We start from the raw sequence: 18,621 nt of genomic DNA, 5'->3' as shown, positions 1-18,621 counted from the left end.
GCAAGGCTTGTGTGGTGACGGTAAAAGAGCCTCGAACGTCACGCCCAGAAAACAAAAAAGCCGCCAAAACTGGCGGCTTTTGCAACACACGGCGCCGCTGCTCTAACCACTCCCGGAGGGGCCAGGACCGTTGATCACTCCTCCTCGACCTTGCAGTCACGAACGAGCCTTGTCTGCGATCTAGCGGAAGTCCGCGGCAGTCAGGACATAGATCGTCCGGCGCCCCTGGGCATAGGCTGCTTTCGCGACTTCGTAGATCTTGTTGCGTGCAGCGTCGAATGCCAGGAGGCAGGCCGCTTCGGTCGTCCGGGTGGGGGCGCCACGGGCGAGCGCCTCGGCCTCGACATAGAAGGGCACTTCGAACATGCCATCGTGGCCAAGGAAGCGAACGGCGTTCCTCGTATCGTCGAAGCTTCGACTTTGGTTTGGGAAGCTCAGTGGCATGGGGTGCTCCTTTTCTAGCGATAAGCCAACGCGGCCAGCGGTCGGCCGGGCGGATAGGCGTTCGGCTTCGTGCCGCGCCATCACAGGATCCGGCCGAAGAGGATCGTGGTGATGACGACGCCGACCGCGACCGAGAGGGCAATCCAGGCAAACAGGCCACGATAGTCGAAGAGATAGATCTGAGCCGGTATGTGGTACTTCATGATCGCCTCCTGTGGCTGATCTGTTTGGATGCGTCGCGCGTTGGTCTTTATAAGATGTGTGTTCTTCTGAACGTTCGTTCGGCCAGTGCTGGCCCATCCTTGCCGGTACTGACGATCATTTCGAGATTGCTCTCATCCGTCACCCGCTCATGGCATTCGCGGCTGCTCTGTATACGATACTGGAGCGCATTGTCGCGGATCGGCAGCGTCGCGGTAATGCGATAGGTTTCACCGGTGATCGACTCTCTCGTCAGCGCCCCCTTGGAGCGGACGAGTTGGCCAACGTGAAAGCGGTGGATCGGCGGCGCGTCGCGCGGGCCGCGGATGATGCGTTTCGTGAAAGATAGGGTATCCATAGTGGCCTCGGCCCTCCTCAAGCGTCTGTAAGAACAATTCGGCTGGAACGGTCGTTCCGCGGTTTTCGCGCCGGGTGTCGACGGATCAATGATGCGCGTTGCACTGGCTCGGACGAACAGACGGCTCGAAACAAATCTGTTTCGAGACGACGCGTTGGCCGCAAGCACTGGAGCCGAGCCTGCCTGTCTGTCGAGAATTTAGGGGATTGGGGCGGTTCGAAGTTCTGATACCGCGAAAGCCACATTCGGCCAAATCAACTTGGCTCTACCATAGCGCGCTGATTGAGTTTCAATTGAGGCGGTTGTGCCTGTTGGCGGATGTGAACTGTCCTATTGGTCCTGCTTGTTCGATGTTTCTCTGGAGATTGCGGCTCGTGAACCGCCGAGTGATCACCAGGCGCCATCTCGCGGGGATAAAGCCCCGCACCAGCTGCGAATGTGGTAAGCTGCTTGTTTGGAATTGGAGACCGCCATGTCCGAGCCGAACAAGCTCTACGAAAGCGACATCATCATCCTCCATAAGGCGCCGCTGATCGGCACGCTCTGCTTGGAATGCGACAAAGGCCCGATCGAAGTGGCCTTGAACCGAACGGCTGCCGAGACGTTGCAAAAGGCGCTGCTGCGGTTTCTTGCCCGAGATTCATGACCCGCTCGTGCGGGCTCCCGACCGTTTGGTCGCGTTCGTTTAAGGAGAGTCGTAATGCCCTCCCGCCTGGTCTTTTCGCTGCTGTTGGTCGCAGCATCGGTTATCCTTGTCTGGGCATTCCGACCGCCTCAGGGCGACGCCGATGGTCCTCCCCCCATGCCGCATGCGGCCGATCAAGGCCATGCCGTGAACACCGACGTTGGACTGCGCTGAACCATGGCGACACAACGGTATGATCACAAAGTCGAAGCCAACAATGTGTGGAAATGAGGCGGTTTGGAAAAATCGCTGCCCATGCATGTGATCCCGCGCGGTAGCATTGGTTGGGGGATAACGAGGTCTCTTGCCGCAACCCAGCAGTTGACGAGGGGAATTTGCGCTGCACCTCGCGCGGATCGCCACCACGCCCATTAACCGCTCACACCTTCCGGTCTGTCCTTGCAGTCTTGCCGTTCGCTTCGACTCAGGCACAATCGCGAGCACGGTCTTAAAACCCGTTGCCTTGCCGCTTGGCTAAGCACAATCATTAGCTGCAGCAAAAGTCGGGCGGTCGCGTTTGCCGTGCCGAGGTCGTTGCAGCCGCAACGTGTCTCAAAAAGAGAGGGGGGATCCATTGACTGATTCAAAGCCGGATATCTTGGATCAGGTCCTAGCCGATTTGATCAGTGACCAAATTGAGAAACGCCAAGCAAACGAGCTTCGAGCCGTGCTTTCCACCGGTAACGAGATCACCATGCATGGGAAGTTCACCATCGGCCGGGACTTCATCATTTACAGAACGTCCAAGGATGATAACGGCAGGTGGGCGATGACGCCCTTCTCCCACATCGTGCAATTGATTGTCTGACGCGGCGGCCCGCCGCGCCGCTGCCCCCGCAAGCAAGAAACGTGGTACACTTGCTTTCGTTGCCATGCGGCGACCGGATACTTGAAACCGCTCCTAACCGCACGGACCGCGAGGCCACAAATAAGGACTCGCGCGTCTCCTTGCCAGAAATGCTCGACCTGACAACGGCGACGAATGCTGCCACCTGCATTCACAGCGCTCCAACTATGGAGGAAAGCGCCATGTCAAAGCGTCTCGTCCTTTTCTCTCTGCTCGTCGTCTCGATGAGTATCCTGCTGGTTTGGGCATTTAGACCCGCAACGACCATGTTTACAGGCTCCGCGCAGACAACACAGTCTGACAGTCTGACCCAGTGACCTCATTAAACGCTGTCGACCTACAGCTCGTCTGGTTTCGCTAGTATCTGCAGAGCTGTTGCAGCGCACTTCAAGACCGTTAAGTTGGTGCGTCATGGAACCGCCACCGAAGCTACGCGTTTCCGTGCGTGAGACTTCGGGCACTACTGGCATTCCGCCGGCATCCCCGATGGGAAAAATCATGAAAACCTTTCTAATCGCATTGGGCGTGGCTGCCGTCACGTCATGGTCGGCCTTTGCCGCTGAACCAGCCAAGATGATCGACACGAAGGTGGGCAAGGTCATGACCACGGATACGGGCATGACCCTCTACACGTTCGACAACGACACCAAAGGACAATCGAACTGCGACGCCGACTGCCTGAAGAAATGGCCGGCCTTCCACGCCACAGCAAAATCGAAGGCGGAAGGCGAATGGACGTTTGTCAAGGATACGGCCGGTAAGGCGATGTGGGCCTACGATGGTAAGCCGCTCTACACCTATGCCGAAGACAAGAAGGCCGGAGACGTCAAAGGTGACGGCGTCAACGGTGTCTGGCGCCGCGCCAAATAGCGCACCCAATCGATGAGGGGCGGCTTTCTGGCCGCCCTCAATTCGAGCTGGAACGAACACACGTCTGGCGCGTTACATAACGTCGGAGTACAGCACGCAAACAGCATCGTCCATCATCGTGATTGACGATAACCAGGGTACTCCCAGGAGACCCAAATGGATATCACCACACTACTCATCATAGTTCTCATCGTTCTCGTGCTCAGCGGTGGCTGGTACGGTCGCGGGCGCTGGTATTGAACATTCGTCAATGGACGGACACTCGTCCATGCCCTTCTTGGACCGATCGGGTTTATCCCGAGGAGGTCCTTGAAGGGGCAATTACCCGACATCGCGCGATATGGGTTCGCGAGCGCACATCGTTGCGGCCACTCAGATCTCCTTGCTTAAAAAAAGCGGCGCAGCGAATTCTGGTTTGCGATGCTCATCGGTCCCGTGCAGGCAGTCCATCGGATTGCCCGCACCCAGGGACGTCGTTTGCACGATCCGCGAAACGCTGGCCCTGATCTAAGGGCGACGCTTCGACGTCGCCGCGTGGCGATGAAGCGAAACGGCCGCACAACCGCCGTGCAACCAACGGCGTGTGCGTATACTCCGGCCGCTCTTAAGCTGCCAGCATTTCCGCGTGTTCGTGTGCAATTCGGCTTGCCATACCCACTCGCCGCTCAGCGTTCGCGCAGAGCGGCGAGTGGGTATGGAGCCGTCGTGGAAAGGCGCCGCAGAAGGAGGCGGATCGGGCAATGTCAGATCTTCGCAGATGGATAGGGCCTGTTCTCGGTATCAGTGCGCTTGCACTGCTGTTTGTTGCTTGCGCCCTGGTCCTTTGGCCCTTCCTGTCGGCCATATTGTGGGCTGCGGTGATCTGTTTCTCGACGTGGCCGCTCTACCACCAATGCGAACGTGCGGTCGGAGGATACCGCGCAGCTGCAGCAGCAATAATGACGATGCTGGTTGTCTTTGTTTTGGCTGCACCACTTGCCTTCCTTGTGACCGCGCTCGCCGACGACATGAAAAATCTGGCCGAGGGAATCACGCACGTCTTGGAGGAGGGGCCTTCGGCGCCGCCCAACTGGGTTAGAGGTCTGCCGATCATTGGCGAAGGCGTGGCGGCCTACTGGGAAAACCTCGCTCATGATGCCCCAGCGTTCCTCGTCGAACTCAAGAAACTAACAGGCCCTGTCACCGATATTGCTCTTGCAGGCGGAGCCGCCCTCGGTGCCGTCCTCCTTGAACTCGCGCTCAGCATATTCATCACCTTCTTTTTGTTCCTGCACGGTCGCCGCATGATCGGCTTCATGCGCCAGATCAGTGAGCGCGTTGCCGGTCCCCGGGCCAAGAGATTGCTGACGGTCATCGGTATGACCGTGAAAGGTGTCGTCTACGGGATGATCGGAACCGCACTTGCGCAGGGCCTGCTGGCCGGCATCGGTTTCTGGATCGCCGGTGTGCCTCAACCCCTATTGTTGGGCTGCCTGACCTTCGCGCTGTCATTCGTGCCGGCGGGCCCGCCCTTCGTGTGGGGGCCTGTTGCGCTTTGGTTGCTCTTTCAAGGTTCCATGGGCTGGGCGATCTTCATCGCCATCTGGGGCCTGCTTCTTGTCAGCAGTATTGACAACTTCCTTCGTCCGTACCTGCTCAACCAAAACAGCAACCTGCCGGTGTTGCTGGGCTTGTTCGGGCTCGTTGGTGGTGTGCTGGCCTTTGGGCTGATTGGACTTTTTCTTGGGCCCACCTTGTTGGCTGTCGCATACAATTTGTTTCTCGAGTGGGTCGCAGCTGAACTCGAAGAGCGGACGCAATCGGCGTCGCACTCCGTGCTGCCCGAGGACATCGGAGCCGGCCCAAAGGGCTGAGTTGCCAACTAAGATAAAATCGATGGCTTTGACGCCCCGCTTGACGTTGTCGAATTTCACGCCCCTGCTGGGTATCGTCTCAAAAGAGCAGGTTTGCTGCATCAACCAGGCGCCGAGCCTTTTGAAGGGGCTGTCCCGGTTTCCATGATCCTCGCAATTGGCTAGCCGTCAGGAAGCAGACGAGGGCTGGGAGTTCCCGGATGTATGTCGCGAGAATTGGTGCTCAATCCGGTCAATGGATTGCTTCGGGTGTTGCGTTGCGATCAAACGCCACGCCGCCACCTTCGTTTTCCCACCGGTCCAAATCTTCAGACGAAAAAGGCGAGGAGAGCATCTCGATCTGGCTTATCAAAATGGTGACGAGCGCTGCCTCCGAGTGCATGCCGCCCTGAAATGCCGCGATCAGAAATCGAGTTGCGGTCCGTCTTTTCGCTCGGTGCCAAGCGCTTCTGATGTTGAACAGTCCGGCGGTGTCGAGCACCCGCTTTAACATCTCGGTATTGAGGGGAATGGGAGCATGGGAAGCTACGTTGGAAGACATTTGGTCCTCCTTTGGTTGGGGGCATATCCGCAGGAAGCTATGGCTTAGGGCCTGCTCGAAAATTTGCCTGACACCACTGTGGTCTCCTTCCTGCCAAATGCAATCGAGATTTGGCCCCCTGCGTCAGTGTCGCGCCCTGGAGCACTCGGGATATAACCCATGATTATATCCGCTTCTCGTGCGAGTCGGCCGAGACCGCAGTAGCCTTGCCCGGCTCGATAGGATCAAGCCGGGCTGATGTTCGCGTCAGGCCGCTTTTTCCGCAGACTGATTTACGACCTTGGTGGCGATCGCGGTTAGAGCAATGTCTGTCGCCTGCTCTTCGTCGAGCGTCGTCTGAAGAAGCTTGGCGGCATCTTTCATGCCCAGCTCCAGCGCCCAAGTCCGTAAGGTGCCATAGCGTGACATTTCGTAGTGTTCGACAGCCTGTGCGGCGGCAAGCAATCCGGCGTCGAGCGCGGGCGAGCCTTCATACTCGTCCATGACTGAGGCGCCTTCTTTGGTGATGCCCATGATCGCGTCACATGTCTTCTTTTCAGGCTTTTTGCCGATGATCTTGAAGACCTCCTCCAGCCGCTCGACATGAACCTTTGTCTCGTTGAGATGCTTGATGAACGCGTCCTTGAGCGGCTTGCTCTTGGCGGCATCGCGCATCTTCGGCAGCGTGTCGACGATCTTGTTTTCGGCGAAGTAGACGTCCTTCAATGTGTCGTGAAAAAGCACGTCCAGTGTTTTGATTTCCTTGGCCATGATGGCTCCTGTGGTTAGAGGGTTCTCTGTCATGCTCCAGGCAACGCGCCTGGTCGTGCTGGCTGCCCATGAGGGGCGGCCAGGTATGAGAGGTCAGAGGGTTAGCGGACGGCGCGAGCTGTCGGAGGGGTGAGACGGCTAGCGAGCGCCTAGATCGTGATGAGCACCTGCTTTTCGCATTTGGCTGGGATCGCGGCCCTCACGCGTTCTTGCTGTTCGGATGTCGACGACAGAGTGGTTCTTCGCCTTGGACGGAATGCGCCGCGTCTCGTGCCACAGGGCACATTCAAGAAGAGACACTTCATCCGTGTTGCCGAACCGGAATTCATCCATGATGAATCTGGCCAGACGATCGGCCTGTATGCCGCGCTCCTGGAGCCGTGTCTTCAAACAGGTTGCTTCAAAAACCCTCCGGACCACTGAAAGATCGCGGGGGCTGAGATGGTGGCCCGTCAGGCTGGGCAGTGTGTGCATCGAATTCTCCCGTTTGGAACATAAGAAGGGCTGACGGCCGATCGGTAGCCGTTCAAGCCGGCGGTCAAGCAGGAGACTTCGCGGTGACGCTTGAGATAGCGCCGCCTTCGTCATCCCATCGGTCAATCGCCTCGGCTTTCGTCTGCTGAGGCGTCTGATGTTCTCCGCTTGAAGCATTGCCACGTTCGACAAGGGCTGCAGCAAGCATTTCCCTGCTGTCGATACCGTTTTCGAGCGCAGTCATCAGGAAACGCGTGGCAGCAAGCCGTCCACTTGGATCTGCCTTGGCTGTCGTTCCGTAGAAACCCGCAGCGGTAAGCACCTCGACCAATAGGCTGAGGTCGTCGGCATCAAGATAGTGTTCTGGATGGGTGGAAGACATGACGTCCTCCTTTGGTTGGGGCACAGGCACATGAGGACCCGTTCGCGACAGCGCCCGCTTCAATCGCTGTCGACGAAGTACCCTGCGCGCAATATTGCGCTGAGGCAACAGACTTCCGTCAAACGTCAGACGTAAGTGCGTTACCGACTAATGGTGCCTTGCTGCCAACTCTTGTGCATCCATGGCATTTGCTAGATCGAGCCTGCGGGGGCCGGCTTTTGCAAAGATTTCGCGCGCGGTAAGCGGTGGCAAACGATAGGCCCGAATGAATTCTTCCAGATCATAGACTGCATCCCAGCCGCGAAGCAGGGCCTCTCTTTCATACTTGATATGCCTGGTCATTGAAACGCTCCCGCGTGTCGGATCTCGGCGCAAAAACGGCCATTTGTCAGGCGGCGGAGGAAGCGTCAGATGATGTATGTGTAATACCTAAACGGAGTGGGACGCATATGGTTCCCAGATAGGGAAGGACGAACAGTCCGTATTGACCAACTCGGTCATGCGAGGTGCTTTCCTTGAAGATGCGGCCCTGCGCGGCGAGTTTCTGAGCCTGCGGAACCGAGGCAAAGATTGATCTCATGAACCGGTGTGGCTGTTGTGTACCTCAATACTATTGCAGTTCACGATCATGACGCCGACAATCGGGACGGTGACAGAACACGGCACCGGTCTCTTCGTCCATTCAACGAACGGAGGCACATATGCAAGTCCCATCTCGCCGGGTGACGCCTCGGCCTTCGGAAGACGCCACGGAGGCTCAACTGATCTCGCGCTCCGCCAGCGGCGATGGAGCAGCCTTCGCGGCTATCATGCGGCGCCACAATCAGCTTCTGTTCCGCACCGCGCGCAGCATTGTCGGAAACGACGCCGAGGCGGAGGATGTCGTCCAGGAAGCCTATCTGCGCGCCTGGCGCGCCCTGCCCAGCTACCGTTCCGAGAGCAAACTCTCGACCTGGCTGGTGCGCATCACAACCAATGAGGCGCTTGGGCGGTTACGGCGCAAGAGCGCGCAAGTGATCCCGTTAGAGGTTGCCATGATTTCTTCCGAACCCGAAACCCAGGCGGCACTGACCGATGGGCCCGGCCGGGGCCCAGAGCAATCGATGATGCGCGTACAGATGCGCAAGCTGATGGAGGCGCGCATCGACCTGCTTCCCGAGGCGTTCCGGACGGTCTTCATGCTGCGTGCGATCGAGGAGATGAGCGTGGAGGAGGTGGCGCTGGCGCTGGAAATTCCGGAGGCCACCGTGCGCACCCGCTTCTTCCGCGCCCGAAGCCTGCTGCGCGAAAGCCTGGCTCAGGAAATGGATTCCGCCCTAGGTGACGCCTTCTGCTTCGATGGCGCCCGTTGTGACCGCATTGTCACCGCCGCGCTGGCGAAAGGCAGAGCGGAGGGGCTTTCCGACGAGGAGTGAACATTCAACAGGGGAATGCTTGCCGCGCCCCGTCACGATGAGTCGCGTGGAAGGAGAAATGCCATGGCCTCACATGCAAACGTGGACGTCGGTCCCGATCTGACCGAGGGCGTCACCCTTGCTAATTTCGGCGACACGCCGATGCTGCGCGGACATGTGGGCAAGAAGGCAGTCCTGCTCGTGCGTGTCGGCGATGAGATCCTGGCGGTGGGGGCCAATTGCACCCACTATAGCGGGCCGCTGGAAAAGGGTATCGTCGTCGGTGACACGGTGCGCTGTCCCTTGCACCATGCCTGTTTTTCATTGCGCACCGGCGAGGCGCTTGGCGCCCCTGCCTTCGATCCGCTGCCCTGCTGGCAGGTCGAGCGCGAGGGCGACCGGATCGTGGTCCGCGAGCGCTTTGCATCCGAGCCGCAGCGCGCTGGATCGGCCATGGGGCAGCCGCAGGACATCGTCATCATTGGTGGCGGCGCGGCGGGATTTGCCTGCGCCGAGATGCTGCGTCGGCGCGGCTATCAGGGGCGGCTCACCATGCTGAGCCAGGATGCCGATGCGCCCTATGATCGCCCGAACTTGTCGAAGGACTATCTGGCAGGCAAAGCGCCGGATGAATGGATGCCGCTCAAGTCCGAAGGTTTTTACGGCGAGAGCAACATCGATCTCCAGCTTGGGACTGAAGTGAGCGGGATCGACGTGTCAGCGCGCGTCGTCACGGTTACGGGCGACCGCACCTTCCCCTTCGACCGCCTTCTCATTGCGACGGGGGCCGAACCAGTGCGGTTGTCGATCCCCGGCGCGGACCAGCCCAATGTCTTTACCATGCGCTCATTTGCCGACAGTCGTGCCATCGTCGAACGGGCGAAATCGGCCAAATCGGCGGTGGTGCTGGGATCGAGCTTCATCGGTCTGGAAACAGCGGCTGCGCTACGAGCACGCGGGCTGGATGTGCAGGCGGTCTCGCTGGATGTACGACCGCTGGAAAAGGTGCTCGGCCCCGAACTCGGCGACTTCATCCGGGAACTTCACGAAAATCACGGGGTGAGGTTCCACATGGGCACTTCGCTTGCTTCGATCGGAGCGGACGCGGTCACGCTGAGCAGTGGCGCCGAACTGCCTGCCGATCTCGTGATCATCGGCGTGGGCGTCCGGCCGAATACCGCGCTCGCCGAAGCGGCGGGTATCGCTACCGACCATGGCATCCTCGTCGATGATTATCTCGAAACAGCTGCACCGGGCATCTTCGCTGCGGGCGACGTGGCGCGCTGGCGCGACGGCCAGATCGGTCAAACCCACCGGGTCGAACATTGGGTGGTCGCCGAACGCCAGGGACAGATTGCCGCGGAAAACATGCTCGGAGCAGGGAAACCCTTCCGGGACGTGCCCTTCTTCTGGAGCGCGCACTACGATGTCACGGTCCGCTATGTCGGCCATGCCGAGGGCTGGGACAGACTGGAGGTTGATGGCGACATCGCCGCGCGCGATTGCCTGGTCAGCTACAAGAAAGGTGGCAAGCTCGTCGCCGTCGCGGCCATCGGCCGTGACGCGCAGGCGCTCGAATATCATGCCCACTTATACAGCAACCCGAAAAATTAAGCCGACGCTCCCACATCGCGTCCAGCACGCCTGTTCTTCGGATATCGCCTACTTGCGCGTCAGGCTAAAGGAGAAATGGCTGCCGCGGTGATAGTCAATCGCGTAGTTCACCGGGACGCCGGCTGCGGTGAAGCAGGTTTCGGTGATAAGCAGGGCTGGCCCGAAATCCCTGAGGTCATGGCGCTCGACGACGTCATCGGGAAGCATGACCGAGGAGACGCTGGCGGCGGACATGCGCGGGCGGCTGCCGTATTCCTCGAGCAGGTCCATCAGCGATCCGCTCCAGTCGAGGTCGTAGAGCTTCGCCGGGATGATGCTGCGCGGAACGTAGTCGATGCAGTAGAGGATCGGCTCGTCATCATGCAGACGGATGCGCTCGATGCGGATCACGCGGCTGGCGGGCGAGAGATGCAAGCTGTCGGCGACGCGCGCGTCTGGTGTTTCCTCGGAAATCGACAGCACCTTGTTGACGGTGGTGTAACCGTAGTGGCGCGCCATGTCGGTGACGCTCTCGAAGACCGTGATCGGGCGATCGACCTGCGCGGCCGAGAGCGCCGAAACGAAGCGGCCGCGGCCGTGCTCGACATAGATCACGTCGTCCTGTTCGAGCAGCTTCAGGGCTTCGCGCAGCGCCGGGCGGGAAATCTTGAAGCGCTGCGTGAGTTGCGCTTCCGTGGGCAGCTTGTCCCCCGGTTTCAGCCCCTCCAACCGGATGAGATCGGCAATCCGGTCCCGAAGCTGGATGGCCAGTGTGCGCGAGTCGCGAAGGGGCTCCAGCACTTCTATGCCTCGTGTTGTCGTTGATCATCCGACCGTTCTTGTCTGACAGATCCTTGCCGGTCAAGTGTACGAAAGCCCGGCTTGTAGGCGCGTCCGCTTTGCTTCACGCGGGCATTTCCACAAATCGCGGAAAGCCGTCTTGACAGGCATTTCCCGCGATGTCAGTTGTCTTACAACTAAAGAGCCATCGCTTCCTGCAAACACCGAGAGCAGAACCATGCTGAATTTTGACGAACAGAGATTCCTCCGTATCCAGTCCGGCGCAGTCGCGCTGCAGAGCCGCCTGGAAACAGTGATCGTATCCTGTCTTTCGGCGGGCGCGGAGAACATCTTCTTCCTCGGCACTGGCGGCGCGGCAATCCTGATGCAGCCCGCGGCTCAGTTGCTGCAACGGCGCTCGCGCTTTCCTGCCTTCATCGACATGCCGGCGGAACTGGTGCTCACAGGCTCGACCCACCTGACGGACAAGTCGATCGTCGTCATGCCGTCGCTTTCCGGCACGACGAAGGAAAGTGTGGCCCTTCTCGCCAGGCTGAAGGAAATCGGTGCGACCGTTGTGACCCTGGTCGGCCATGAGGAGACGCCGCTCGGCAAGGGCGCAGACCACGTCTTCGTCAACTTTGCCGAGGACGATACGTCCTGCGAATCCTTCTATCTGCAGTCGCTGTTCATCGCGCTCGCGATCCTGAACCATCGTGGCGAGATCGAAAACCACGCCGAGATCGTCACCCAGCTCTCCCGCATGCCGGCGCTGCTGCTGGAGGTGAAGCGGGCCTATGAGCCCAAGGCGGAGGCCTTTGCCAAGATCCTCGCCGGCTCGGATTATCACATCATTACCGGTGCCGGGAACGTCTGGCCGGAAGCGTTCTACTACGGCATGTGCATCCTCGAGGAGATGCAGTGGATCCGCACCCGTCCCGTGCACGCGTCCGATTTTTTCCATGGCACGCTCGAACTCGTCGAAAAGGGAGTCAGCGTCATTCTCTTCAAGGGCGAGGATGCCACGCGCCCGATTGCCGACCGCGTCCAGAACTTTGCGCCGGGCTACACCGACAAGCTGACCGTTCTCGACACCGCCGAGTTCGCACTGCCCGGCGTTTCGGCCGATGTGCGGGCGCTGGTGTCGCCGGTGCTGCTGGCGACTGTGCTGGAGCGTATCAGCGCCCATCTCGAAGTTCTGCGCAACCACCCGCTCACGACAAGGCGCTACTACAAGCGCGTCGCCTACTGATATTTGCTGCTTGACGCGATAATCCGGAGCTGCGAATGCGCATCATCGCGTTCGCGGCTTTGGCGTCCTATCCCGAGATGCGCATGAAAACCCTCCGCTTCGCCGCCGTCGGCGACAATTGCATAGACCGCTTCCAGCCTCCGCTTTCGCAATCGCTTGTTGGCGGCAACGCTGTCAACGTTGCGGTACAGCTCGCCCGGCTCGGCCACGTCTCGCACTATTTCGGCGCCGTCGGTTCGGATCCGGCCGGCTGGCGAACGCGGCATCTTCTGGCTGACAACGGTGTCGACTTAACGCATATGCGGGAACGTTTCGGCGTCACCGCCTATACCGAGATTGACGTGCTTGCCTCCGGCGACCGCGTCTTCACCTTCGAGGATTTCGGCGTCTGCGCCGGCTACGAGCCGGACGCGGACGAGATTGCCGTCCTGAAGACCATGGATCACGTGCATATCGGCTGGATGGACGATGGGGGCGTTTTGCGCCGCACGCTCGCCGATGCCGGTATCAGTGTGTCCCAGGATGTGTCCGTCAATGCCGATCCGGTCAATCTGGGAACCGAGGGCCTGACGATCGCCTTCGCTTCCGCCGGTGACGACGACGCGACGGCGGACGGCTTGCTGCGACGCCTGCTGGAATGCGGCGTGCCGCTCGCCGTCGTCACGCGGGGCAGCAAGGGGGCCATGGTCGGTGATGGAAGACAAACTGTTTCGATCGGCATCCGGCCGGTCGAGGTGGTCGACACGACCGGTGCCGGCGACAGCTTCATTGCCGGCTTTCTCGCAGCCCGTATTGCAGGTCTGCCACTACCTGATTGCCTTGCGGCCGGGCGCGACCGGGCTGCCCTGACCTGCATGCATGTCGGCGGTTTTCCGCAGCTGCCACAGCCCCTCTGACGGGGCCGGCGACTATTTCAGCACGAGCAAGCCCGAAAGCATGATTCGGCAGCCCCGATGCCATGACCTTCACGATGGCATCGGTGGTCGCGAAGGCGACAACAACGACGGCTGTTCGACGGCACGATCGACGCGCCGCCGCGGGCCGCCGCGGGCGCGTCAACGGGCATTGTAGCGACCGAAGCGGTCCTCGATGCGAGACTGGGCGTATTCCAGCCCGATCGACAGGATCCAGTAGATCATCGATGCGGTGATCAGCATCTCGATGTGGCGGAACTCGGTCTGGCCCTGGGTGCGGGCGAGATACATGATTTCCCAGACGCCGACGACGGAGACGAGGGAGGAGTCCTTCAGCATGGCGATGAACTGGTTTCCGGTCGGCGGAATGATGACCCGCATCGCCTGCGGTAGGATCACGAGCGCCAGGGTCTGGTTGGGGCTGAGCCCGAGTGCGGTGGCGCCTTCCGTCTGGCCGCGTGAAATGCTCTGGATCCCGGCGCGGAAGATTTCCGTCATGTAGGCGCCGTAGCACAGCGAAAGCGCCAGGATGCCGGCAGGCACCGCGCCGATCACATAGCCGACCTGCGGCAGGCCGAGATAGATGATGTAGATCTGCATCAGGAGCGGCAGGCCGCGAAACAGCGAGGTGTAGAAGGTGGCGAGGCCGTAGACGACACCGTTGCTGGACAATTTGGCGATTGCGCCGGCCAACGCGATGACCGTCGCGATCACGATGGAGATTGCGGAAATGTAGAGCGTCGTCACTACGCCCTGTGAAATGAGAAAGCCGATCTTCTTGGCGATGAAGGCGAAGGACAGGTCGAACGAGTAGAAGAAGAGCATCAGAAGCACGAAGAGCTCAAGCCAGACGCCGACCACCTGCTGGCGCCGTGAGAGCTGGCGCAACGCCTTCCAGTTGGCGGCAACGATGAGCGCGATCAGGAGAGACGAAACCAGCCGCCCCATGGTCGGGTTTTCGCCAAGCCAACCTGCCGTGGCGGGCAGGACATGGCCGATCCAGGCAGAGCTGACGCCGAGCATGTAGAGGGCAAGGACCACCAGGGTGAGGATCAGCAGCGTGCCGGCACGGCGCGAGGCTTCGGGATAGATGAGTATCAATCGACCGATCATGGTTCAGACCTTTCCCCGTGTCTCAGGCGGCGCGCTCGCGCCACCAATCCTGTGCCTGGAGCTTCCAATAAGTGAGCTGGGCGACGGCAAGCCCGGCAAGCCCGCCCGCCCAGACAAGGCCGAACGGTTCATAGAGCTTGTAGCGTTCGGTCTCACCGAGAATGCCTTCGGCGATGACCTTGCCGCCGATCGCTGTCGTGTTGAGGCCATGCCCGCCGAAGGCCGTGCAATACCACACGCCGGGGCTCATGCGCCCGATCTGGGGCATCAGATGGCGGGCGTAGGACATGAGGCCGGACCAGGCGATTTCGGTCTTCAACCCGGCGAGTTGCGGATAGGTGCCGACCATTTCGGCGCGCAGTTCGCGCACGAGCGCGTCCGTCGAGGCTGCGCGAGTGGTTATGCGACCGCCCCACAAGAGGCGCCGGCCGCCATCGATCACGCGGTAGTAGTCGCCCGCGCGGCGGTTGTCGCCGATGGCGTCCTTCGTTGCGATCGCCGATGCGATAAGATCCGGCGCATCCTCGCTGACCATGACGTAGGTCGCGATCGGCAGGAAGGAGCGCTTCAGCTTTCCGTTGAGCGATCCGGTATAACCACCTGTCGTGAAGACGACATCGCGGGCCGTCACGCCTCCACTTGCCGTTTTCACCCGCTTCTGTGCGCCTGCGAGCTCCGCGGATTTTACCGCGGACCTTTCGCAGATGCGGCCGCCAAGACGTTCGATCTCGCGGGCGATGGCGCGCAGATAGTTCAGCGGGTGCATGTGGAACGCATTGCGGTTGCGCAATGCCTGGAAATAGCGGTCCGACTTGAGGACTGCGCGGACCGCGTCGCGATCCATGAATTCGAGTTCGTAGCCGTAACGCCGGCTGGTGTCTTCCGCATAGGCCTTGAGCCTCGCCGCATCGTCGTAGCGCAGCACGCTCATCAGGCCGGGTTGCGGCTGCGCGTCATCGACCTGAAGGGCGCGGATGTTTTCACGGATGAACTCCATGCCTTCGATCGACAGCAGATGGAGGCTGCGGGCTGCTTCTTCGCCGGTGACACGTGCGATTTCGTCGCCGTCCGTTGCGTAGCCCGGGCTGACGAAGCCGCCGTTTCGGCCGGATGCGCCGTAACCCACGCTTTCGGCTTCCAGAACCGTGACGCTTTTGCCGGCTCGCGCCAGTTGCAGGGCAGTCGACAGTCCGGCGAGGCCGCCGCCGACGATCACGACGTCGCAATCGTGCGAGCCCGACAGCGCAGGGCGCGCTGTCTGATCCACCATGGTGCGTTTATAGTAGGTATCAGGATAGGTCATGACGTGCGGCTCCCCCAGATGCGTGTTGCAGCGCGGGCCAGATCGGCCCACGCCGCCATGCTCGTCAGTCCGTACTGTAGTCCTTGCCGTACCACTTGGTGGTCAGCGAGCTGAGGGTGCCGTCCTTCTTCATCTCCTCGATGATGCTGCCGACCTTTGCTGTCCAGTCCTGATCGACTTTCTCGGCGATCACGACGAGCGGCTCGCGGAAGGCATATTCACCTTCCAGGCTGCGGAGCGGATAGCCATTCTTGATGGCGTTGAGGGCCGTCTGCTCAGGCGCGATCACCGCGTCGAGGCGCACACCGCTGCCAAGACGAAGATCGTCGAAGGGCAGCATGGAATCGGCAAAGGTTCGCACTTCGCCCGGCTCCAGTTTGTATTCGATCGGCGGCAGGCCCGGCGCGTCGATTTCCAGCCGGCGGTTGATGAAGTCTTCCGACGTCGTCGCGGTCTCGACGCCGATGACCTTGCCGTTGAGGTCGGTTACGGACTTCGCCTCGCTGTCCTTGTGCACGACATAGACATAGGGGCTGTAGTAGTAGATGCCGACGAAATCGATGACCTGCGCGCGCGCTTTGGTCGGTGTTACGGAACCGACGCCGAGATCGTAGCGTCCCTGCCAACGGCCGCCGGTCAGCGTTGCCCAGTCCGGCGTCTCGAAGCTCACCTCGACGCCGAGGCGCTTGGCGATTTCGCGGGAGACGTCGATATCGAAGCCGACCATCTCGTTGCTATCGTCCAGATAACTCTGGGGCGGCCAGCCGCTGTTGGTGGCGACGACCATCGCCTTCTTTTCGTTGACGCGGTCAAGTGTCTGCCCGGCATGGGCAGCGGCGGCCGTGGCGACGAATGCGGCGCCTACGGCCAGTCGTACAAAGAGCTTCCTCACATGATCCTCCTACTCGATCCGTCAGCCACGATCCCTTTTTATGTAAGATGTCTGACAACTGAATGTGTCAGTGCTCGCATTCTGGAGTCAAGGCCGTCGAGAGGACGAAATCATGAAAGAATAAGATAAAATCATATGTTTCAGTGATGAATGGCAATCTTAAGCAGGAGCATTTGAAATCGTCGCAGAGATTGGCTTTGCACGTAGCGGCCGCCTTGCCCCATTTTAAGGAAGGTCAGCCTCTCGAGCGATTCCAGGAAAAGTGTGAAACGGCTTTCCGTCCGGAATTGCGTAATTTCAAAGAGTTAGATCATTTCACTGTTTCAATGAAGTGATCTAAAGCGCGTCCGCGCGCAACACCTTTCCGGGATTGAGGATCGCCGATGCATCGAGCGCGTCCTTGACCCGATACATCAGCGCTAGCTTGACCGAATTCGATGTGGCTGACAGTGACCCCACTCTCTTGGTGCCAATCCCATGCTCGGCAGAGAACGACCCGCCGATCGCAACTATGTCCCGGTACACCACCTTCTCGATGGCTTTCTCCTTTTCGCCCGGAATGTCACTGCCGGCCGCGTTGAGGACGATATGGAGATTTCCGTCGGCAAGATGGCCGAACACGTAGGGATCGAGCGCGGCATCCACTTTCCTGAGATCCGCAAGGCAGCGATCGAGATAGCACCCGACTTGCGAAAGAGGGACCGAGACGTCGTAGGACGGTGCGCTCGGATGCTTTCGGTAGATGAGGTCCGTGTCTTCGCGTAGCCGCCAGAGATCCGCCTCCTGCGTGCCCGAGGACGCAATCACGGCCGAGACGTCGGGGCGAGCTTCGATGAGGTCTTCATAGATACGTCCGAGTTCCGATTGCAACGCTGCCTCTTCGGCCCCGCCGAGCGAGACCAACAGGTTGACTGGATGGTCGGCATTGTAGTCCGTCGCTGACCAGCGATGGTGGCCGGATGTCAGGCGGAAATAGCTATTCCAGATCGCCTCCGCCGCGCGTAGATGACCATATTCGGCGTCGAGCCCTCGACGAACCGTCTCGAGCACGGCATCCACCGATGGTAAGCCAAAGAGGGCTGTTGCTGTGGCAGAGGGCTGGGGTTCGAGTTTGACGGCAATGCGCGTTATGATGCCGAGCGTACCTTCGGCCCCCACGAAAAGATGTTTTAAATCATAGCCAGCGGCGTTTTTCACGACCCGTGTAAGGTCGGAATAGATCGAGCCATCCGCGAGCACGGCCTCCAGACCAAGAATGCGATGCCGCATAACCCCGAACCGAAAGGCTGCAATACCCCCGGCATTCGTCGAGGCCATGCCTCCGATCGTTGCCGAACCGCGCGACGGCAAATCGATCCCTGTTTCAAGTCGATGCTCCGCAGCCGCCACTTGCAGCGTCTGTAGCGTCACGCCAGCCTCCACGACCGCAACGCGCTCGACCGGCGAAATATGCAGGATCCGATTGAGGCGGGCGGTTGAAAGCACCAGTTCGCCCGGCCGAGACATCGCCCCGCCTACGAGCCCGGTTCGTCCTCCATGAGTGACGAGCGAGACCCCGTTGCCGAGGCAACATTTGACGACGGCAGCAACCTCCTCGGTGGTTCTCGGCTGGACAACAGCGCCTGCACCCAGGTTTTCCGTCGCAACTCCGTGGTCGATCGTGGAAATGGCCTCTCCGTCCTTGAGATTTCCTTCACCGACAATTTTACGGAGTTCGGCCTTGAATTCGGGGTGCAGGCTATGCATTCTTTGTTACCTGTTGGTGGATATCGAGAACGATAAGGCGCTGGCGGTAAAGTCTTTCAGGCCGTGTCAGTCTTAAGCGCGCCACTCTTCTTCGCCGCCCAAGTGGCGATAACGTCCATCAGAACGGGATTGAGGCAGTCATAGGGCTCCAGACCCAATTCGCGCAGCCGGGCACGCACACTATCCATCTTTGCCGGATCGTATCCACTCTCGATGATCGAAGACACGA

The 18,621-nt window shown here is 60.1% G+C and carries 23 protein-coding genes and 1 pseudogene; 10 read left to right on the top strand and 14 right to left on the bottom strand.

All coding sequences use genetic code 11. The annotated features are described in order from the left end of the window. Positions 1-180: 180 nt before the first annotated feature. The 3 genes from AC244_RS33055 to AC244_RS33050 all read right to left on the bottom strand — a co-directional run bounded on the left by AC244_RS33055 (position 181) and on the right by AC244_RS33050 (position 1,003). Positions 181-444: a DUF1488 domain-containing protein gene (locus AC244_RS33055; protein ID WP_053253058.1), complete on the bottom strand. Its 264-nt coding sequence runs from the start codon at positions 442-444 to the stop codon at positions 181-183. Positions 445-524: 80 nt separating this feature from the next. Next, the gene (locus AC244_RS38660; RefSeq protein ID WP_268750800.1) at positions 525-647 is read right to left on the bottom strand and encodes a hypothetical protein; all 123 of its coding nucleotides are present in this window, start codon (positions 645-647) and stop codon (positions 525-527) included. A 47-nt stretch (positions 648-694) separates the two neighbouring features. Next, entirely contained in the window at positions 695-1,003 is a 309-nt protein-coding gene (locus tag AC244_RS33050; protein WP_053253057.1) for a hypothetical protein, read from the bottom strand. A 472-nt stretch (positions 1,004-1,475) separates the two neighbouring features. Here AC244_RS33050 and AC244_RS37335 point away from each other — a divergent pair, with 472 nt between their 5' ends. From AC244_RS37335 to AC244_RS33035, 5 genes are all read left to right on the top strand, one after another. After that, positions 1,476-1,649 carry a hypothetical protein gene (locus AC244_RS37335; protein WP_161807932.1) on the top strand — a complete coding sequence of 58 codons (174 nt, stop codon included), beginning with the start codon at positions 1,476-1,478 and terminating at the stop codon, positions 1,647-1,649. Between the two features lie 54 nt (positions 1,650-1,703). After that, positions 1,704-1,862 carry a hypothetical protein gene (locus AC244_RS37330; protein ID WP_161807931.1) on the top strand — a complete coding sequence of 53 codons (159 nt, stop codon included), beginning with the start codon at positions 1,704-1,706 and terminating at the stop codon, positions 1,860-1,862. 400 nt (positions 1,863-2,262) lie between these two features. Then, on the top strand, positions 2,263-2,496 hold the full coding sequence (locus AC244_RS33045; protein WP_053253056.1) for a hypothetical protein: 234 nt from the start codon (positions 2,263-2,265) through the stop codon (positions 2,494-2,496). Between the two features lie 537 nt (positions 2,497-3,033). Continuing rightward, entirely contained in the window at positions 3,034-3,405 is a 372-nt protein-coding gene (locus AC244_RS33040; protein WP_053253055.1) for a hypothetical protein, read from the top strand. Positions 3,406-4,145: 740 nt separating this feature from the next. Further along, positions 4,146-5,258: an AI-2E family transporter gene (locus AC244_RS33035; protein WP_053253054.1), complete on the top strand. Its 1,113-nt coding sequence runs from the start codon at positions 4,146-4,148 to the stop codon at positions 5,256-5,258. A gap of 232 nt (positions 5,259-5,490) precedes the next feature. On the opposite strand, the gene AC244_RS33030 is transcribed toward AC244_RS33035, so the two are convergent. From AC244_RS33030 to AC244_RS33010, 5 genes are all read right to left on the bottom strand, one after another. Then, positions 5,491-5,799: a hypothetical protein gene (locus AC244_RS33030; RefSeq protein ID WP_053253053.1), complete on the bottom strand. Its 309-nt coding sequence runs from the start codon at positions 5,797-5,799 to the stop codon at positions 5,491-5,493. Between the two features lie 246 nt (positions 5,800-6,045). Further along, positions 6,046-6,549: a ferritin-like domain-containing protein gene (locus AC244_RS33025; protein WP_053253052.1), complete on the bottom strand. Its 504-nt coding sequence runs from the start codon at positions 6,547-6,549 to the stop codon at positions 6,046-6,048. Between the two features lie 138 nt (positions 6,550-6,687). Beyond that, the gene (locus AC244_RS33020; RefSeq protein WP_053253051.1) at positions 6,688-7,023 is read right to left on the bottom strand and encodes a hypothetical protein; all 336 of its coding nucleotides are present in this window, start codon (positions 7,021-7,023) and stop codon (positions 6,688-6,690) included. 64 nt (positions 7,024-7,087) lie between these two features. Beyond that, on the bottom strand, positions 7,088-7,405 hold the full coding sequence (locus AC244_RS33015; RefSeq protein ID WP_053253050.1) for a hypothetical protein: 318 nt from the start codon (positions 7,403-7,405) through the stop codon (positions 7,088-7,090). 147 nt (positions 7,406-7,552) lie between these two features. Further along, positions 7,553-7,747 (bottom strand): hypothetical protein, encoded by a 195-nt coding sequence (locus tag AC244_RS33010; RefSeq protein WP_053253049.1) that lies wholly within the window; start codon positions 7,745-7,747, stop codon positions 7,553-7,555. A 359-nt stretch (positions 7,748-8,106) separates the two neighbouring features. Here AC244_RS33010 and AC244_RS33005 point away from each other — a divergent pair, with 359 nt between their 5' ends. Continuing rightward, positions 8,107-8,820 (top strand): RNA polymerase sigma factor, encoded by a 714-nt coding sequence (locus AC244_RS33005; protein ID WP_053253048.1) that lies wholly within the window; start codon positions 8,107-8,109, stop codon positions 8,818-8,820. 63 nt (positions 8,821-8,883) lie between these two features. Beyond that, a complete protein-coding gene (locus AC244_RS33000) occupies positions 8,884-10,413 on the top strand; it encodes an FAD-dependent oxidoreductase (protein ID WP_053253047.1) in 1,530 nt (509 codons plus the stop codon). A 48-nt stretch (positions 10,414-10,461) separates the two neighbouring features. Here AC244_RS33000 and AC244_RS32995 read toward each other — a convergent pair whose 3' ends face one another. Continuing rightward, the gene (locus AC244_RS32995; protein ID WP_053253046.1) at positions 10,462-11,193 is read right to left on the bottom strand and encodes a GntR family transcriptional regulator; all 732 of its coding nucleotides are present in this window, start codon (positions 11,191-11,193) and stop codon (positions 10,462-10,464) included. A 217-nt stretch (positions 11,194-11,410) separates the two neighbouring features. Between AC244_RS32995 and AC244_RS32990 the strand changes: the two genes are divergently transcribed. Together AC244_RS32990 and AC244_RS32985 are read left to right on the top strand one after the other, a co-directional pair. Next, entirely contained in the window at positions 11,411-12,424 is a 1,014-nt protein-coding gene (locus tag AC244_RS32990) for an SIS domain-containing protein (protein ID WP_053253045.1), read from the top strand. 83 nt (positions 12,425-12,507) lie between these two features. Continuing rightward, positions 12,508-13,320 carry a PfkB family carbohydrate kinase gene (locus AC244_RS32985; protein WP_053253078.1) on the top strand — a complete coding sequence of 271 codons (813 nt, stop codon included), beginning with the start codon at positions 12,508-12,510 and terminating at the stop codon, positions 13,318-13,320. A 159-nt stretch (positions 13,321-13,479) separates the two neighbouring features. Here AC244_RS32985 and AC244_RS32980 read toward each other — a convergent pair whose 3' ends face one another. From AC244_RS32980 to AC244_RS32960, 4 genes are all read right to left on the bottom strand, one after another. Then, complete coding sequence (locus tag AC244_RS32980; RefSeq protein WP_053253044.1) at positions 13,480-14,451, bottom strand: amino acid ABC transporter permease; 972 nt, start codon at positions 14,449-14,451, stop codon at positions 13,480-13,482. Positions 14,452-14,473: 22 nt separating this feature from the next. After that, entirely contained in the window at positions 14,474-15,754 is a 1,281-nt protein-coding gene (locus tag AC244_RS32975; protein WP_053253043.1) for an NAD(P)/FAD-dependent oxidoreductase, read from the bottom strand. A 64-nt stretch (positions 15,755-15,818) separates the two neighbouring features. Continuing rightward, positions 15,819-16,646 carry a transporter substrate-binding domain-containing protein gene (locus AC244_RS32970; protein WP_053253042.1) on the bottom strand — a complete coding sequence of 276 codons (828 nt, stop codon included), beginning with the start codon at positions 16,644-16,646 and terminating at the stop codon, positions 15,819-15,821. Positions 16,647-16,982: 336 nt separating this feature from the next. Continuing rightward, positions 16,983-18,278, bottom strand: coding sequence for an FAD-binding oxidoreductase (locus tag AC244_RS32960; RefSeq protein ID WP_234717109.1), 1,296 nt, complete (start codon positions 18,276-18,278; stop codon positions 16,983-16,985). Here AC244_RS32960 and AC244_RS38430 point away from each other — a divergent pair. Then, the gene (locus tag AC244_RS38430) at positions 18,183-18,428 is read left to right on the top strand and encodes a hypothetical protein (RefSeq protein ID WP_234717111.1); all 246 of its coding nucleotides are present in this window, start codon (positions 18,183-18,185) and stop codon (positions 18,426-18,428) included. The two genes, AC244_RS32960 and AC244_RS38430, sit on opposite strands and share 96 nt — an antisense overlap. Before the next feature lie 20 nt (positions 18,429-18,448). Here the strand turns inward: AC244_RS38430 and AC244_RS38425 are convergent. After that, positions 18,449-18,621, bottom strand: a pseudogene (locus AC244_RS38425) (aldehyde-activating protein); the annotation flags it as partial.

Origin of the sequence: Ensifer adhaerens (assembly GCF_001270265.1) — a bacterium.
Classification (GTDB): Bacteria; Pseudomonadota; Alphaproteobacteria; order Rhizobiales; family Rhizobiaceae; genus Ensifer; species Ensifer adhaerens_B.
The sequence above is the reverse complement of the archived record's forward strand: the minus strand, read 5'-3'. Positions and strand labels throughout refer to the sequence as shown.

What these genes read in the sequence shown, in the direction of transcription:
- AC244_RS33055 (WP_053253058.1), bottom strand. Translation starts at nt 444, where the DNA reads ATGCCACTGAGCTTCCCAAACCAAAGTCGAAGCTTCGACGATACGAGG.
- AC244_RS38660 (WP_268750800.1), bottom strand. Translation starts at nt 647, where the DNA reads ATGAAGTACCACATACCGGCTCAGATCTATCTCTTCGACTATCGTGGC.
- AC244_RS33050 (WP_053253057.1), bottom strand. Translation starts at nt 1,003, where the DNA reads ATGGATACCCTATCTTTCACGAAACGCATCATCCGCGGCCCGCGCGAC.
- AC244_RS37335 (WP_161807932.1), top strand. Translation starts at nt 1,476, where the DNA reads ATGTCCGAGCCGAACAAGCTCTACGAAAGCGACATCATCATCCTCCAT.
- AC244_RS37330 (WP_161807931.1), top strand. Translation starts at nt 1,704, where the DNA reads ATGCCCTCCCGCCTGGTCTTTTCGCTGCTGTTGGTCGCAGCATCGGTT.
- AC244_RS33040 (WP_053253055.1), top strand. Translation starts at nt 3,034, where the DNA reads ATGAAAACCTTTCTAATCGCATTGGGCGTGGCTGCCGTCACGTCATGG.
- AC244_RS33035 (WP_053253054.1), top strand. Translation starts at nt 4,146, where the DNA reads ATGTCAGATCTTCGCAGATGGATAGGGCCTGTTCTCGGTATCAGTGCG.
- AC244_RS33030 (WP_053253053.1), bottom strand. Translation starts at nt 5,799, where the DNA reads ATGTCTTCCAACGTAGCTTCCCATGCTCCCATTCCCCTCAATACCGAG.
- AC244_RS33025 (WP_053253052.1), bottom strand. Translation starts at nt 6,549, where the DNA reads ATGGCCAAGGAAATCAAAACACTGGACGTGCTTTTTCACGACACATTG.
- AC244_RS33020 (WP_053253051.1), bottom strand. Translation starts at nt 7,023, where the DNA reads ATGCACACACTGCCCAGCCTGACGGGCCACCATCTCAGCCCCCGCGAT.
- AC244_RS33015 (WP_053253050.1), bottom strand. Translation starts at nt 7,405, where the DNA reads ATGTCTTCCACCCATCCAGAACACTATCTTGATGCCGACGACCTCAGC.
- AC244_RS33010 (WP_053253049.1), bottom strand. Translation starts at nt 7,747, where the DNA reads ATGACCAGGCATATCAAGTATGAAAGAGAGGCCCTGCTTCGCGGCTGG.
- AC244_RS33005 (WP_053253048.1), top strand. Translation starts at nt 8,107, where the DNA reads ATGCAAGTCCCATCTCGCCGGGTGACGCCTCGGCCTTCGGAAGACGCC.
- AC244_RS33000 (WP_053253047.1), top strand. Translation starts at nt 8,884, where the DNA reads ATGGCCTCACATGCAAACGTGGACGTCGGTCCCGATCTGACCGAGGGC.
- AC244_RS32990 (WP_053253045.1), top strand. Translation starts at nt 11,411, where the DNA reads ATGCTGAATTTTGACGAACAGAGATTCCTCCGTATCCAGTCCGGCGCA.
- AC244_RS32985 (WP_053253078.1), top strand. Translation starts at nt 12,508, where the DNA reads ATGAAAACCCTCCGCTTCGCCGCCGTCGGCGACAATTGCATAGACCGC.
- AC244_RS32980 (WP_053253044.1), bottom strand. Translation starts at nt 14,451, where the DNA reads ATGATCGGTCGATTGATACTCATCTATCCCGAAGCCTCGCGCCGTGCC.
- AC244_RS32975 (WP_053253043.1), bottom strand. Translation starts at nt 15,754, where the DNA reads ATGACCTATCCTGATACCTACTATAAACGCACCATGGTGGATCAGACA.
- AC244_RS38430 (WP_234717111.1), top strand. Translation starts at nt 18,183, where the DNA reads ATGAGTGACGAGCGAGACCCCGTTGCCGAGGCAACATTTGACGACGGC.